General features: G+C 61.3%; 12 protein-coding genes, 1 pseudogene and 1 riboswitch. Of the genes and pseudogenes, 6 read left to right on the plus strand and 7 right to left on the minus strand.

All coding sequences use genetic code 11. The features are described 5' to 3' along the window. Window position 1: 1 nt before the first annotated feature. The 3 genes from cobW to AB4N42_RS20555 all read right to left on the minus strand — a co-directional run bounded on the left by cobW (window position 2) and on the right by AB4N42_RS20555 (window position 4,002). A complete protein-coding gene (gene cobW, locus AB4N42_RS20545) occupies window positions 2-1,072 on the minus strand; it encodes a cobalamin biosynthesis protein CobW (RefSeq protein ID WP_460115240.1) in 1,071 nt (356 codons plus the stop codon). 99 nt (window positions 1,073-1,171) lie between these two features. Further along, window positions 1,172-1,403, minus strand: a riboswitch (cobalamin riboswitch). A 79-nt stretch (window positions 1,404-1,482) separates the two neighbouring features. Continuing rightward, window positions 1,483-2,619, minus strand: a complete 1,137-nt coding sequence (locus AB4N42_RS20550; RefSeq protein WP_460115241.1) for a glycerate kinase — start codon at window positions 2,617-2,619, stop codon at window positions 1,483-1,485. A 258-nt stretch (window positions 2,620-2,877) separates the two neighbouring features. Then, entirely contained in the window at window positions 2,878-4,002 is a 1,125-nt protein-coding gene (locus AB4N42_RS20555; RefSeq protein WP_030141251.1) for a sugar diacid recognition domain-containing protein, read from the minus strand. 194 nt (window positions 4,003-4,196) lie between these two features. Here AB4N42_RS20555 and AB4N42_RS20560 point away from each other — a divergent pair, with 194 nt between their 5' ends. From AB4N42_RS20560 to rarD, 3 genes are all read left to right on the plus strand, one after another. Further along, complete coding sequence (locus AB4N42_RS20560; protein WP_460115242.1) at window positions 4,197-5,507, plus strand: MFS transporter; 1,311 nt, start codon at window positions 4,197-4,199, stop codon at window positions 5,505-5,507. 194 nt (window positions 5,508-5,701) lie between these two features. Further along, window positions 5,702-6,715, plus strand: a complete 1,014-nt coding sequence (locus AB4N42_RS20565) for an aldo/keto reductase (RefSeq protein ID WP_407683487.1) — start codon at window positions 5,702-5,704, stop codon at window positions 6,713-6,715. Between the two features lie 80 nt (window positions 6,716-6,795). Further along, window positions 6,796-7,680, plus strand: coding sequence for an EamA family transporter RarD (gene rarD, locus AB4N42_RS20570; RefSeq protein WP_217861710.1), 885 nt, complete (start codon window positions 6,796-6,798; stop codon window positions 7,678-7,680). A gap of 179 nt (window positions 7,681-7,859) precedes the next feature. Here the strand turns inward: rarD and hppD are convergent, their stop codons facing one another. Then, window positions 7,860-8,936, minus strand: a complete 1,077-nt coding sequence (gene hppD, locus AB4N42_RS20575; RefSeq protein WP_030142212.1) for a 4-hydroxyphenylpyruvate dioxygenase — start codon at window positions 8,934-8,936, stop codon at window positions 7,860-7,862. A 250-nt stretch (window positions 8,937-9,186) separates the two neighbouring features. After that, complete coding sequence (locus AB4N42_RS20580; RefSeq protein WP_030142213.1) at window positions 9,187-10,131, minus strand: DMT family transporter; 945 nt, start codon at window positions 10,129-10,131, stop codon at window positions 9,187-9,189. 202 nt (window positions 10,132-10,333) lie between these two features. On the opposite strand from AB4N42_RS20580, the gene AB4N42_RS20585 reads away from it, so the two are divergent. Then, a complete protein-coding gene (locus AB4N42_RS20585; RefSeq protein WP_460115243.1) occupies window positions 10,334-11,206 on the plus strand; it encodes a LysR family transcriptional regulator in 873 nt (290 codons plus the stop codon). 390 nt (window positions 11,207-11,596) lie between these two features. Then, on the plus strand, window positions 11,597-11,962 hold the full coding sequence (locus tag AB4N42_RS20590) for a histone-like nucleoid-structuring protein, MvaT/MvaU family (RefSeq protein WP_030142216.1): 366 nt from the start codon (window positions 11,597-11,599) through the stop codon (window positions 11,960-11,962). 91 nt (window positions 11,963-12,053) lie between these two features. On the opposite strand, the pseudogene AB4N42_RS20595 reads toward AB4N42_RS20590, so the two are convergent. Next, window positions 12,054-12,579, minus strand: a pseudogene (locus tag AB4N42_RS20595) (DUF4946 domain-containing protein). 186 nt (window positions 12,580-12,765) lie between these two features. On the opposite strand from AB4N42_RS20595, the gene gloA reads away from it, so the two are divergent. Continuing rightward, the gene (gene gloA, locus AB4N42_RS20600; RefSeq protein ID WP_460115244.1) at window positions 12,766-13,296 is read left to right on the plus strand and encodes a lactoylglutathione lyase; all 531 of its coding nucleotides are present in this window, start codon (window positions 12,766-12,768) and stop codon (window positions 13,294-13,296) included. Window positions 13,297-13,475: 179 nt separating this feature from the next. Here the strand turns inward: gloA and ahpF are convergent, their stop codons facing one another. Then, window positions 13,476-15,038 carry an alkyl hydroperoxide reductase subunit F gene (gene ahpF / locus AB4N42_RS20605; RefSeq protein ID WP_198798346.1) on the minus strand — a complete coding sequence of 521 codons (1,563 nt, stop codon included), beginning with the start codon at window positions 15,036-15,038 and terminating at the stop codon, window positions 13,476-13,478. Between the last annotated feature and the right edge of the window lie 22 nt (window positions 15,039-15,060).

A 15,060-nucleotide genomic window follows, 5' to 3' on the forward strand; every position in this document is an offset into this window, starting at 1 on the left:
CTCAGGCGCTGAGGGCAGCGCGCAACTGCGCTTCGAGCAGCCCGGCGTCCAGGTCCTGGCCGATCAATACCAGCCGCGTGACCCGCGCTTCGTCGGCGCCCCACTGGCGGTCGAAGTGCTTGTCGAAGCGCGTGCCGACGCCTTGGATCAGCAGGCGCATCGGCTTGTTCGGGATGGCTGCGAAACCCTTGACCCGCAGCACGTCGTGCTGGACCACCAGTTGCGTCAACGCGTCCAGCAGCAGGCTTTCGTCAGCCTGGGGCAGTTCGATGGAAATCGAATCGAAGGCATCGTGATCGTGATCGTGATCGTCGTCATCGCCGTCATGGTGGTGGTCGTGATGGCTGTGGCGGCTGTCGATGTGTTCTTCGGAGCCCGCGCCCAAGCCGATCAGAACGTCCAGCGGCAGGCGACCACTGCTGGCTTCGATGACCTTGACCGCTGGCGGCAGTTCTTCGGCGACTTCCAGGCGCACTTTTGCCAGGTCCTCGGGGTTGATCAGGTCGGCTTTGTTGAGGATCACCAGGTCGGCGCTCGCCAGTTGATCGGCGAACAGCTCGTGCAGCGGCGATTCATGGTCGAGGTTCGGGTCCAGCTTGCGCTGGGCATCGACCTTATCCGGGAACGCGGCGAAGGTGCCGGCGGCGACGGCCGGGCTGTCCACCACGGTGATGACCGCATCGACGGTGCAGGCGCTGCGGATTTCAGGCCATTGGAAGGCCTGGACCAGCGGCTTGGGCAAGGCCAGGCCGGAGGTTTCGATGAGGATGTGGTCGAGGTCGCCGCGACGGGCCACCAGTTCGCGCATCACCGGGAAGAACTCTTCCTGCACCGTGCAGCACAGGCAGCCGTTGGCCAGTTCATAGACGCGGCCGTTGGCTTCTTCTTCGGTGCAACCGATGGAGCACTGCTTGAGGATCTCGCCGTCGATGCCCAGTTCGCCGAATTCATTGACGATGACCGCGATGCGCCGGCCCTGGGCGTTGTCGAGCATGTGCCGCAGCAAGGTGGTCTTACCCGAGCCGAGGAAACCGGTGACGATGGTGACGGGGAGTTTGGCCAGTGTTTTCATCGGATGCCCTTTGGCAAGGTGGCGGGCAAACGGGACGACAACCGCAGGCACGGGCGTGCGCGGAAGATTTCGCCACCGGATCACCCCGCCCGGTTGTAGTGAGAATCTGTTGTCGAGGCAGGTCTCCTGGCTGACGGCGGGCCAGGCAGGCTTTTATCCAAAGCCTGGGCTGACAATTTGCTGCGCCTTCCCGTGCGCCCGTTGTAACAGGGCATGCACAGTGGCCTTGCAGAAACGGCACCGTTCACAGTTGCGGGGGCAGCCGCGGCTTGGACCGCGTTCCCTTCTTAGCTTCGGCACATGCCGAAGAACCTCGAAGGCGCAAGGCTACGCAGGGAGTGCGGGCGGGTCAATGTCCGAAGGCAATCTGCGATGCCTGATGCGTCCTGGCGACTACCGCGCGGGCGAATTCAGCGGGCCGCCACCCGCCAGAGCCGCGCGATGTCCCGGGCCCGCTCGGCCAGCAGGCGCGGCGCATCGGTGCAGGCCTCTTGCAGCGTCATCGGCCCGTTCGCCAGGGCAAACGCGGCATCGATGCCGTGCTCATAGAGCGCTTCGTAGCCCTCCCCCAGCGTGCCGGCGACGACCAGCACCGGCACGCCGTGGCGCTGGGCGATGCGGGCCACGCCAAACGGGGTCTTGCCGCGCAGCGCCTGGGCGTCGAAACGGCCTTCGCCGGTGATCACCAGGTCGGCACCGCTGATGGCATCGGCCAGGCCGGTCAATTGCGCGACGACTTCCACACCGGTGCGAAACTGCGCCTTGAGGAAAGCCTTGGCGGCAAAGCCCAGGCCGCCGGCGGCGCCGCTGCCGGGTTCGTCGCGAACGTCACGGTCAAGCACCTGGGCACAGTGTCCGGCGAAGTGCGCCAGCGCCCGGTCAAGTTGCTGCACCTGTTCGCCGGAGGCGCCTTTCTGCGGGCCGAACACGGCTGAAGCGCCATGGGGGCCGCAGAGCGGGTTGTCGACGTCAGCGGCGATTTCGAAACACACGCCGGCCAGACGCGGGTCCAATTGGCTCAGGTCGATGTGCGCCAGTTTGCCGAGGGCCAGGCCGCCGGGCGGCAGCGTCTGGCCCTGGTCGTCGAGCAACGCCACGCCCAAGGCCTGCATCGCCCCGGCGCCGCCGTCGTTGGTGGCGCTGCCGCCTATTGCCAGAATGACCCGGCTAGCGCCTTCATCCAGGGCGGCGCGGATCAGTTCGCCGGTGCCAAAGGTGCTGCTGGAACAAGCATCGCGCTGCCCCGGTGGCACCAATTGCAAGCCGCTGGCCTCAGCCATCTCGATGATTGCCGTGCGGCTTTGCGGCAGCCAGCCCCAACGGGCCTCGACGGCGGCTCCCAGCGGGCCACGGACCCGGTTTTCACGCCACTGGCCGTTGCAGGCCGCAAGCACCGCCTCCACCGTTCCCTCGCCGCCGTCAGCCATTGGGCACTTGATCAACTGCGCATCCGGCCAGACCTGGGCCAACCCTTGCGCGACGGCGTCCGCCACGCCCTGGGCGCTGAGACTGTCCTTGAACGAGTCGGGGGCGATGATTATTTTCATTTTTGTTCTCCGGTTCCGATGCACAGCATGCTGCCAGCTGACCGTAACCGTGACGCCGGTCCGCCGCACAAAAATCTTGGAGCATTATTGGTCAAATTCACAAAGGCTGGGTCGCATAGCGTGTGGCCAGCGCATCTGTGGCGAGGGAGCTTGCTCCCGCTCGGCTGCGTAGCGGCCGCTTTTTTGGGGCCGCTGCGCGACCCAGCGAGAGCAAGCTCCCTCGCCACGGGGTTATGAGTCAATTGCACCCCACATAGGTTATGTGGGGGTATCGACGGTCTGTGGCAACAACTGGACGCCCAGGTACAACGCCAACATCCCATCCAGCCTGAGCGGGTCGACGCCGCTGAGTTCGGCGATGCGCTCCATGCGATAGCGCAGGCTGTTGCGGTGGATGCCCAGGGCGTCGGCGCAGGCCTGGCTCTGGCCGTCGTGTTCGCACCAGCTTCGCAGTGTAGCCAGCAGTTGGCCGTTGCTGTCCTTGGCGATGACTTTGCGCAACGGGGTCAGCAGCTCGTCCAGCGCATCGTCGCTGCGATGCCGCCAGAGCATCACCGGCAGACGATAGCGATTGAGGATCAACAAGCGTGACTGCGGCAGGACATCGCGCCCATACGCCAGCAAATCCGCCACCCGCCGGTAGCAACGGCGCAGGCCCGCCAAGCCTTCGGCCTGCCCACCCACAGCGATTCGAAGAATATTCCAGCCCAAGCCGTCGAGCTTGCCCAGCAGGCGCTCGTTCTCCACCGAAGCCGTGACCGGCCGGCACCAGAGCAATGAGGATTTGGACGGAGTCAGGCACCAACTGTCCGGGTAGCGCGACATCAACCAAGCGCTCAACGATTCCACGGTTTGCCCGGGGCCATGCTCCAGGCCCAGTTCAAACAGATACGGCACCCGTGACAGCTGCGGCTTGAGGCCCATCTGCTGCGCCTCGTCGAGCAACCGTGGCGAATCCCCAGCATCGCCCAGCAGCAACGCCAGCAAATCATCGCAACGCTGGCGGCGCCATTGCTGCTCGGCCTGCTGGTTGCGCTGGCCGAGCAGCATTTCCGCGGTCATGCGCACCAGTTCGGCGTAGGTGCGCAATTGTGCGGGTTCGCCGGTGATGCCCAGCACGCCGATCAGCCGCTGGTCGAGCATCAACGGCAGGTTGATCCCCGGCTGCACGCCCTTGAGGTGCACGGCGGTGTGTTCGTCGATTTCCACGACCCGGCCGTTGGCCAGGACCAGTTGCGCGCCCTCGTGGCGGGTATTGATGCGCTCGCGCTCGCCGCTGCCGAGGATCAGGCCCTGGTTGTCCATGACGTTGACGTTATAGGGCAGGATCGCCATCGCCCGGTCGACGATGTCCTGCGCCAGGTCGTGATCGAGTTCGAACATGGGCGGTGTTCCTTGCAAGCGGCGTGATTGTTGTTTTTGAGGTGCAGCGCCCGCGTGATTGGTCAGGCGCACAGGGTCGGCCTGCAAACCCTGTGCTCCGGCACAAAGACACGGGACCTTGGGCTGGCCGAGACTCAAGGGGCGGTCAACGTTACCCCTTGGCACGCCAAAATCATAATAAAGAGAGACCCGCCATGTCCCAGAGCGCAACAGCCCTCCTGGCTACCCACGACGAAAAAAATACCGTCTACAAGCGCATCACCCTGCGCTTGATCCCGTTCATCTTCATCTGCTACCTGTTCAATTACCTCGACCGGGTGAACGTTGGCTTCGCCAAGTTGCAGATGCTCGACGCGTTGAAATTCAGCGAAACCGTATACGGTCTCGGCGCCGGGATTTTCTTCATCGGCTACGTCCTGTGCGGCGTGCCGAGCAACCTGGCCTTGACCAAGTTCGGCCCTCGGCGCTGGATCGCGCTGATGATGATCACCTGGGGCACGCTGTCGACCTGCCTGTTGTTCGTGACCACGCCGACCCAGTTCTACGCCTTGCGGCTGTTCACCGGCGCGGCCGAAGCCGGGTTCTTCCCTGGCGTCGTGCTGTACCTCTCGCAGTGGTTCCCGACGTTCCGCCGTGGCCGCATCATGGCGCTGTTCATGTCGGCCATCCCGGTGTCCGGCCTGCTTGGCAGCCCGTTTTCCGGCTGGATCCTCAACCACTTCGCCGCCGGGCAAGGTGGCCTAGCCGGCTGGCAGTGGATGTTCCTGCTGCAAGGCATCCCGACGGTGATCCTCGGCGCGCTGGCGTTCTTCCTGCTCAGCGACACCTTCGCCAAGGCCACCTGGCTGACCGATCATGAACGTGCCGTGCTCACCGCCGACCACGCCGAAGACCAGGCCAACAAACCGAAAACCAGCACCGACTCACTGGCGGCGGTGTTCAAGAACCCGGCGATCTGGGCGTTTGGCCTGGTGTACTTCTGCATCCAGAGCGGCGTATACGCGATCAACTTCTGGCTGCCGTCGATCATCAAGAACCTCGGCTTCAGCGATAACCTGGTGATCGGCTGGCTGAGTGCGATCCCCTATTTGCTGGCGGCGGTGTTCATGTTGCTGGTGGGCCGTTCGGCGGACCTGCACAAGGAGCGCCGCTGGCACCTGGTGGTGCCGATGCTGATGGGCGCGGTGGGGTTGCTGATCGCGGTGAACTTCGCCACTACGCCGGCCATCGCCATCCTCGGCCTGTCCATCGCCACCATGGGCGCCCTCACCGGCCTGCCGATGTTCTGGCCGGTGCCCACCGCCCTGCTCAGCGCAGGCGCGGCGGCGGGTGGTTTGGCGTTGATCAACTCCATGGGCCAGATGGCCGGCTTCCTCAGCCCGTACCTGGTGGGCTGGGTCAAGGACGCCACCGGCTCGACCGACGCGGCGTTGTACCTGCTGGCCGGCGTGATCGTCTGCGGCAGCCTGCTGGCGTTGCGCATGACTCGCACCCTGCGGGCCTGACCCACCTCTTACCCTGTGGGAGCGAGCTTGCTCGCGATGGCGGTGAACCAGTCGATACAGATGTTGGCTGACCTGACGCTATCGCGAGCAAGCTCGCTCCCACAGTTGATTGGGGGTGTTTGAGAAAACGGTTGGATCCACGCGGCGGTTCTGGTATTTGATTGAGCCTTTCCCATGGATAAAAGGATCTTGTCATGAGCTACCGCACGCTAGGCCATTCCGGGTTGCAAGTCTCGACGTTGACCCTGGGCACGATGATGTTCGGCGAACAGACCAGCACCGAGGATTCGCTGCGGATCATCGACAAGGCCTGGGACCAGGGCATCAATTTCATCGACACGGCGGACGTCTACACCGGCGGTCGCTCCGAAGAAATCGTCGGCGAAGCGATTGCCAGTCGTCGCCACGAGTGGGTGCTCGCCACCAAGGTCGGTTTCGGCCCGCCGGACGGTGTGCCCAACCGCAGCGGCCTGAGCCGCAAGCATCTGTTCAATGGCATCGAGGCCAGCCTGACGCGCCTGGGCACCGATTACCTGGACATCTATTACCTGCACCGCGAAGACCACAACACCCCGCTGCACGTCACCGTGTCAGCGATCGGCGATTTGATCCGCCAGGGCAAGATCCGCTATTGGGGCCTGTCGAACTACCGCGGCTGGCGCATCGCCGAGGTGATCCGAATTGCCGACAGCATGGGCATCGACCGCCCGGTGATCAGCCAACCGCTGTACAACATCGTCAACCGCCAGGCGGAAACCGAGCAGATCACCGCCGCGCAGAACTACGGCCTTGGCGTGGTGCCGTTCAGCCCCTTGGCCCGAGGCGTGCTCAGCGGCAAATACGCGCCAGACGTGGCACCAGACGCCAACAGCCGCGCCGGTCGCCAGGACAAGCGCATCCTGGAAACCGAATGGCGGGTCGAGTCCTTGCGCATTGCCCAGCAGATCCTGGAATACACCCAGGGCCGGGGCGTAGGCATCGTCGAGTTCGCCATCGCCTGGGTACTGAACAACAATGCCGTGACCTCGGCCATCGTCGGGCCGCGCACCGAGGAGCAATGGGATTCGTACACCAAGGCGCAGGCGGTGAAGATCACGGCGGAAGATGAAGCGTTCATCGATTCGCTGGTGACGCCGGGGCATGCCTCGACGCCGGGGTTCAATGATGTCGGCCACTTCGTGCCAGGACGCGTGCCGCGTACGTCGTAACCTACACAGATACCACCGTGGCGAGGGAGCTTGCGCCCTCGCCACGGAGACTCAGGCTCATCCAATAACAAGGGGCATCAGTGTCCAAAGGCATCGCTCTATCGGTCTCGGCATCCGCCCTGTTCGCCGTCATGTATTACTACACCTCACTGCTCACGCCACTGACCGGCCTGGAGATTTTCGGCTGGCGCATGTTGCTGACGATGCCGTGCATGACCGCGTTCATGTTGATCGCCCGCGAATGGAAACTCGTCTCGGATCTTGTCGCACGCCTGGTCGCCACGCCGCGCTTGCTGCTGGGTGCAATGGCGTCATCGGCACTGATGGGCGCGCAGTTGTGGCTGTTCATGTGGGCGCCGCTCAACGGCTACAGCCTGGACGTGTCGCTGGGCTATTTCCTGCTGCCGTTATCGATGGTCCTGACCGGACGTATCGTCTATGGCGAGCGCCTCTCCCGCTTGCAAAAGGTCGCGGTGTTTTTCGCCACCCTGGGCGTGCTCAACGAGCTCTACCAGGTGGGTGGTTTTTCCTGGGCGACGTTATTGGTGGTGGTGGGCTATCCCATCTATTTCATCCTGCGCAAACGCCTGCGTACCGACAACCTGGGCGGGCTCTGGCTGGACATGACATTGATGCTGCCATTGGCGCTCTGGTTCGTGCAGAGCGGTGAACAGGGCTTCGGCGTCTTCGATCAGTACCCGTGGCTGTCGCTGTTGATCCCGATTCTCGGTGTCATCAGTGCGTCGGCGCTGGTGTCCTATATCGTCGCCAGTCGACTGCTGCCGTTCAGCCTGTTCGGGTTGTTGAGCTATGTAGAACCCGTGTTGCTGCTGGGCGTTGCGCTGTTGCTGGGAGAAAGTATCAAGGCCGAAGAATGGCTGACCTACATCCCCATCTGGATGGCCGTGGCGGTACTGGTGTTCGAAGGGTTCAAGCACTTGGTGAGGCAGCGGCGCAGGACTTAAGGTCACCGTCTGCCCCCCTGTGGGAGCGAGCTTGCTCGCGATAGCGGAGTGTCAGCCAACATCTTTGCCGGCTGATATACCGCTATCGCGAGCAAGCTCGCTCCCACAAAGGGTTGTGTATTGACAATAAAAAGCCCGCCCGGCATCACTGCCGGGCGGGCTTTTTATTGTTTCAGCGGTTACTCGGTAGCGAGCACACCACGACGCACCTGGTCGCGCTCGATCGACTCGAACAGGGCCTTGAAGTTGCCCTCGCCGAAGCCGTCGTCGCCCTTGCGCTGGATGAACTCGAAGAACACCGGGCCCATCAGGGTTTCCGAAAATATCTGCAGCAGCAGGCGCTTATCGCCTTGCTCGGACGCACCGTCCAGCAAAATGCCACGCGATTGCAGCTCACCGACAGGTTCACCGTGGTTCGGCAGGCGACCTTCGAGCATTTCGTAGTAGGTGTCCGGCGGCGCGGTCATGAAGCGCATGCCGATTTTCTTCAACTGGTCCCAGGTCTTGATCAGGTCGTCGGTGAGGAACGCCACATGCTGGATGCCCTCGCCGTTGAACTGCATCAGGAACTCTTCGATCTGGCCGGCGCCCTTGGACGATTCTTCGTTCAACGGGATGCGAATCATGCCGTCCGGAGCGGTCATCGCCTTGGACGTCAGGCCGGTGTATTCGCCCTTGATGTCGAAGTAACGGATCTCGCGGAAGTTGAACAGCTTCTCGTAGAAGTTCGCCCAGTAGGCCATGCGCCCGCGATACACGTTGTGGGTCAGGTGATCGATGATTTTCAGGCCCGCGCCCACCGGGTTGCGGTCGACGCCTTCGAGGAACACGAAGTCGATGTCATAGATCGAACTGCCTTCGCCAAAACGGTCGATCAGGTACAGCGGCGCGCCGCCGATACCTTTGATGGCAGGCAGGTTCAGCTCCATCGGGCCGGTTTCGATATGGATCGGCTGGGCGCCAAGCTCCAGGGCGCGCTTGTAGGCTTTTTGCGAGTCCTTGACCCGGAACGCCATGCCGCACACCGACGGGCCGTGCTCGGCCGCGAAATACGAAGCGACGCTATGGGGTTCGTTGTTGAGGATCAGGTTGATCGCGCCCTGGCGATACAGGTGCACATCCTTGGACCGGTGGGTGGCCACTTTGGTGAAGCCCATGATCTCGAAGATCGGCTCCAGGGTGTTGGGCGTAGGGGACGCGAATTCGATGAATTCAAAGCCCATCAGGCCCATCGGGTTTTCGTATAGATCTGCCATGTCGGCGCCTCATCATGCTTATCAATTAACAGGAAACGTTAGTTGCCAGTGATGCTGAGGGCACGGGGCGGCGCGCAGGAGATGCCACGAACGCTGCGGGCGAGGAAATCGCCATAGATCAGTTGAAACCCAAGTATCTTCATTGTCGACCCAAGGCTCTTGCGGGCGAGGCTTCTGCTGCCAGAAGACGTTATTCTTGTATGCGTAAATCGATTCTACACAGCGTAACTGGATTTGTCCGCCTTCTGTATCAAATCGCCTTTTGCGCCGACCGTGCAAGGGGTTTGTTGCAGAGGAAAATGCCCGCCAGAATCACGCCGCCGCCGACGCACATCAGGGCCGTGAGCCGTTCGTCCAGCAACAACGCCCCCAGCAACACCGCCGTCAGCGGATTGAGTGCGATGAACACGCCGGAACGGGTTGCGCCAATCCGGCGAATACCGTCATACCAGGCGATGTAGGCCAGGGCCGAGCCCAGCACGCCGAGGTATAGCAGGCTCAGCCATTGCCTGATGTCCAGCGCGGTCAACGCCTCCAAGCGAACCTCACCCACCGTCGCACAGGCAGCCCACAACATCAGCGTGCCCAACAGGATCGACCAGGTGACCGTCTGCAACGGGCCAAGGCTTTCGTTGAGGCTTCGGGAGAACAGCGAATAAATGCCCCATCCCAGCACGCAGCCGAAAATCAGCAAGTCGCCGGTCCAGCCCTGCCCCGTTGCCTGCAGCAAGGACGGATCACGACTGACGATCACCAGCCCCGCCCCGCCGATACACAGCGCGATGCCGATGATTTTCAAGCGCCCCAACCGCTCCTTGAACAGCCACCAGGAGGCCAACCCGATCACGGCCGGATTCAATGCCACTATCAGCGAGGCCCGTGATGCGTTGATGTACTGCAAGCCATAAAAGAAGCACAGGTTGTAGAAGAAGATACCGAAGAATCCCAGCACCGCCAGTTGCACGCCCTGCTTCAGGCTGGGCCTGGCCAGGGGAATGCCGGCCAGGCCGAGAAACACCAACAGCGCGCCACTCGCCAGCAGGAACCGCAGGCTGGCCGCGAACAGGGGCGCCAGGGCATCGGAGAGGATCCGCCCGGCCACGAAAGTCCCGCCCCAGATCATCGTGACCATGGCGAGCTTTAGATAGACCGGAAGGTCTGAAGGGATTGGGACGGTTTGTTCGAGGGTTTTCATGGTTTCACCACGTTGAATAGGACGAATTACCTGTGGCGAGGGAGCTTGCTCGCGCTGGGCTGCGAAGCAGTCCTTTCATTTACCAGCGATGGGCCCGCTGCGCGGTCCAGCGGGAGCAAGCTCCCTCGCCACGGTTTTCTGTATTGCTGGGATGCCGTATTGTTCTACTCATGTCTGGTCATCGTAAAATGAGCCTTTCCTCATGACACTCACCCAACTCGAAATCTTCTCGCTGGTCGCAGAGCTGCGCGGGTTCACGGCAGCCGCGACACGCCTGGGCATCGGCCAGTCAGCGGTGTCACACGCCATCAAAACCCTCGAACAGGAATTGGGCGTCGAATTGTTCCGACGTCATCAGTCCCTCGTCGAGCCGAGCGACATCGGCCAGCAGTTGCTGTTGCGGGCCCGGGCCATGCTCGGGTTGGCGAACACCTTGCGCCAGGAAGCCGCCGACGCCCGAGGGATGCGCCGCGGCACGTTGCGCATCGGCTCGTTCGGTCCGACGTCGTCAATGAAGTTGCTGCCGTCCATCCTGGAGCGCTTCCGTGCCTTGCACCCGGGGATCGAGGTGCACGTCGACGAGGGGCCGGACCGGCAGGTTCTACAGTGGCTGGATGAACGGCGAGTCGACGTCGGCTTCGTGGTCTTGCCTGAAGAGCGCTTCGATACATTCGCGTTGATGGAGGACCAAATGGTCGCTCTGCTCCCCGCCGCTCACCCCCTCGCCGCCCAGGCCAATCTCAAGCTCGGCGAGCTGTGCAACGACCCTTTCATACTCACCGAGGCCGGCTCGTCGGAACTGGTCTGGCGCCTGTTCAATGCCGCTCGGCTCACACCGAACGTACGTTATCGCTGCTCGCAGTTGCTCAGCACGCTCGATATCGTCAGTCGTGGCGACGCGGTAAGCGTGGTGTCCGAAGGCTCGTTGCCGCCCCTCGATGATCCACGTATCGCCAAACGAGCCTTGTCACCACGGATTCCACGCCAGATCGGCATGGCCGTGCTGGATCGCCGCCAGGCCTCTCCCGCAACCCTTGCATTTATTGAACTGGCCCAGGCGTTGCACCCGGTCTGATGCGGCGTTCGCTTGGGTGACAGCAAGCTCGAATCTTAAATAACCTACTGAGTGAGAGTGACTTTCCGCAGCCCGACGCGTGAACTTTATAGAGTGCTGTCTATTGATATGTGCGATCAGGAGAAAAAATTTATTGCGACAGCGAGTACCGTTAGTGGCCATTTTCCGCCGCCAAGCGCTTGACGATGAAAGCGCGCTCTCGCTAGAACGTCTACTGTTGTTACATAACGAAAAAGTTACGATTTACACTTTTCGGTTTAACTACTACAATTTTTTCTGCCTGTACCAGATAGCAGGAGAGTCATTAGTCACCGAGTCGCTACAAAGCGCTTGGCTTATAGCTTTGTTTGCGGTTGGTATCAGCCATTTATTTCTATTGGAGTATTGATATTGTCCAGACTCGCTGAATTTCGCAAAGCCGAGAAGGCCCTTCAGGAACAGCTCGCACAGCTGGAGGCACTGAAGAATGACGCCGGGCTCAAGAAAGAAATCGAATTCGAAGAGAAGCTCCAGGGGCTGATGAAAACCTACGGCAAAGGCCTGCGTGACATTATCGCGATCCTCGAGCCGAACCCGTCCAAGTCGGGCAGCCTCTCCGCCAAGACCCCAAAGACCCGCCGGGCCAGGGTCGTCAAGGTTTACCAGAACCCACACACCGGCGAACTCATCGAAACCAAGGGCGGCAACCATCGCGGCCTGAAAGCCTGGAAGGAAAAGTACGGCGCAAGCACGGTCGATTCGTGGCTGCGTGGCTGACAGTCAACACTAGTGGAAAAAGCCCTGAATACATTCAGGGCTTTTTTATGGCTGAACTTTGGAAGTAATTCCAGAGTAGTACACCGAGGCCTTATAGTTTCAGGCTATTTCGTACTGACTGTATTTCGTCCTGGCTTTCAACATACACCTGCGCCTGCCCAGCATAGGACAGCACGTAGGCGCTGCCCTCGCTTAGTGCTACGACCAACGTTTGTGACAATACATGACGCCCGTTCTGCGTGATCGTGCAAGTGGTTTCCAATGCCGTTACGCCGCCCAACATGGAAGGGTGAATCTTATTGCAGACGCTTTGATAGCCGCCCTGGAAAAAATCCTTTTGCAGGGACTTTCGCATTTCCAGCAACACGCCTTGCAAGTTCGGCTGATGATCCGCCGCTACAGGCGTTACAGTCAGTTCCATGACCATCAAGGCATTACCTGAAAGGTCGCTCTTGGTCGCACGCTGCCGGTGGGTGCCCGGTGCCGAGCGCATCGGCAGACAACGACTCGACTTTCCAGCCCTGGGGCCAGATTACCTGCGGTTCGGCCGCTCCGGCATCGACACTCGCCACGACGGCGAACAGTAAAAAAGACAGCGGAAGGAACGATCGAAACATTGCACGCACTCCAGGGCGAATCCTGAAGTCTGATGGGCGTGGCATCACCAGGCAATAGCGATGTTTGGCGATGCCATGCCCCTTGCGTATCATGGACACACCTGCAAGGAAGCCGTCCAGCGCAAGCCCAGGATCGTCGCGCCCAAGTTGCGACGCCGTTTGCCCCACTTATTTTCCGGAGGGCCCATGAGCCTGCAAGCACTCAACTCTTTTCCTGGCGTCACCGCCCAACCTGACACCGCCACGGCCAAGTTCGTCTTCAACCACACCATGCTGCGGGTCAAGGACATTACCAAATCCTTGGACTTCTATACCCGCGTGCTGGGTTTTTCCCTGGTGGAAAAACGTGATTTCCCTGAAGCCGAATTCAGCCTGTATTTCCTGGCGCTGGTGGACAAAAACCAGATCCCGGCGGACGCGGCGGCGCGCACCGAGTGGATGAAGTCGATCCCCGGTATTCTCGAACTGACCCACAATCATGGCACCGAAAACGACCCGGCATTTACCTACCACAACGGCAACACCGACCCGCGCGGTTTTGGCCACATCTGCATCTCGGTGCCGGACGTCGTCGCCGCCTGCGAACGCTTCGAAGCGCTGGGCTGTGACTTCCAGAAACGCCTGAACGATGGCCGCATGAAAAGCCTGGCGTTCATCAAGGACCCGGATGGCTACTGGGTCGAGATCATCCAGCCTGCGCCGTTACAAGTTCTATAACCACATCAGCCCCCTTGTGGGAGCGAGCTTGCTCGCGATAGCGGTCTGTCTGGCACATCAATACTGAATGTGCTGCAGCTATCGCGAGCAAGCTCGCTCCCACAGGAGAATGCGTAATTCGAAATAAAAAACCCCATGAGCCAAGGCCCATGGGGTTTTGTTGTTTCAGCGACTGGCGATCAGGCCGGCGCGGACGTGCGGATCAGGTGATCGAAAGCGCTCAACGAAGCCTTGGCGCCCTCGCCCACGGCGATCACGATCTGCTTGTACGGCACGGTGGTCACGTCCCCTGCAGCGAACACACCCGGGATCGAGGTTTCGCCACGGGCATCGACGATGATCTCGCCACGCGGTGACAACTCGACGGTGCCCTTGAGCCAATCGGTGTTAGGCAATAGGCCGATCTGCACGAAGATCCCTTCCAGCGCCACGTCGCGCAATTCACCGCTCGGACGATCCTTGTAGCGCAGGCCGTTGACCTTCTGCCCATCGCCGGTTACTTCAGTGGTCTGGGCGTTGGTGATCACCGTCACGTTCGGCAGGCTGTGCAGTTTGCGCTGCAACACTGCGTCGGCACGCAATTGCACGTCGAACTCCAGCAGGGTCACATGGGACACGATACCGGCCAAGTCGATGGCCGCTTCAACGCCGGAGTTGCCGCCACCGATTACCGCAACGCGCTTGCCCTTGAACAGTGGACCGTCGCAGTGCGGGCAGTAAGCCACGCCTTTGTTGCGATATTGTTGCTCACCCGGCACGTTCATTTCGCGCCAGCGGGCGCCGGTCGCCAGGATCACGGTCTTGGCCTTGAGGCTTGCGCCGCTGGCGAACCTGACTTCATGTAGCCCGCCGTCCGTGCCAGGCACCAAGGCGTCGGCGCGTTGCAGGTTCATGATGTCCACGTCGTACTGCTTGACGTGTTCTTCCAGGGCAACGGCCAGTTTCGGGCCTTCGGTTTCCTGGACCGAGATGAAGTTCTCGATGGCCATGGTGTCGAGCACCTGGCCGCCGAAACGCTCGGCCGCCACACCGGTGCGGATGCCTTTACGCGCTGCGTAGATCGCCGCCGAGGCACCGGCCGGGCCACCGCCAACCACCAACACGTCAAAGGCATCCTTGGCGCTGATCTTCTCGGCTTGGCGCTCGATGCCGCTGGTGTCGATCTTGGCGAGGATTTCTTCCAGGCCCATGCGGCCCTGGCCGAAGTTCACACCGTTCAAGTAGATGCTTGGCACGGCCATGATCTGGCGTTCATCGACTTCGGCCTGGAACAGCGCGCCGTCGATGGCGACGTGCTTGATGTTCGGGTTCAGCACGGCCATCAGGTTCAGCGCCTGGACCACGTCCGGGCAGTTCTGGCACGACAGCGAGAAATACGTCTCGAAGTTGAACTCGCCCTTGAGCGAGCGGATCTGTTCGATCACTTCGACACTGGCCTTCGAAGGGTGGCCACCGACTTGCAGCAGGGCCAGCACCAGCGAAGTGAATTCGTGGCCCATGGGAATGCCGGCAAAACGCAGGCTGATATCGGCTCCGGGGCGGTTCAACGAGAACGATGGCTTGCGCGCATCGGTGCCGTTGTCGAGCAAGGTAATCTGATTGGAAAGACTGGCAACGTCTTTGAGTAACGCGAGCATTTCCTGGGATTTCGCACCGTCGTCGAGGGATGCAACGATCTCGATCGGCTGGGTGACCCGTTCCAGGTATGACTTCAACTGAGCTTTAAGATTGGCGTCCAACATACGGGCGATTTCCATGTTTGAA

The sequence above is a fragment of the Pseudomonas sp. H2_D02 genome (genome assembly GCF_054677635.1).

Excerpts from the sequence above, each read along its gene's own strand:
- cobW (WP_460115240.1), bottom strand. The coding sequence starts at position 1,072 with ATGAAAACACTGGCCAAACTCCCCGTCACCATCGTCACCGGTTTCCTC.
- AB4N42_RS20550 (WP_460115241.1), bottom strand. The coding sequence starts at position 2,619 with ATGAAAATAATCATCGCCCCCGACTCGTTCAAGGACAGTCTCAGCGCC.
- AB4N42_RS20555 (WP_030141251.1), bottom strand. The coding sequence starts at position 4,002 with ATGTTCGAACTCGATCACGACCTGGCGCAGGACATCGTCGACCGGGCG.
- AB4N42_RS20560 (WP_460115242.1), top strand. The coding sequence starts at position 4,197 with ATGTCCCAGAGCGCAACAGCCCTCCTGGCTACCCACGACGAAAAAAAT.
- AB4N42_RS20565 (WP_407683487.1), top strand. The coding sequence starts at position 5,702 with ATGAGCTACCGCACGCTAGGCCATTCCGGGTTGCAAGTCTCGACGTTG.
- hppD (WP_030142212.1), bottom strand. The coding sequence starts at position 8,936 with ATGGCAGATCTATACGAAAACCCGATGGGCCTGATGGGCTTTGAATTC.
- AB4N42_RS20580 (WP_030142213.1), bottom strand. The coding sequence starts at position 10,131 with ATGAAAACCCTCGAACAAACCGTCCCAATCCCTTCAGACCTTCCGGTC.
- AB4N42_RS20585 (WP_460115243.1), top strand. The coding sequence starts at position 10,334 with ATGACACTCACCCAACTCGAAATCTTCTCGCTGGTCGCAGAGCTGCGC.
- gloA (WP_460115244.1), top strand. The coding sequence starts at position 12,766 with ATGAGCCTGCAAGCACTCAACTCTTTTCCTGGCGTCACCGCCCAACCT.
- ahpF (WP_198798346.1), bottom strand. The coding sequence starts at position 15,038 with ATGTTGGACGCCAATCTTAAAGCTCAGTTGAAGTCATACCTGGAACGG.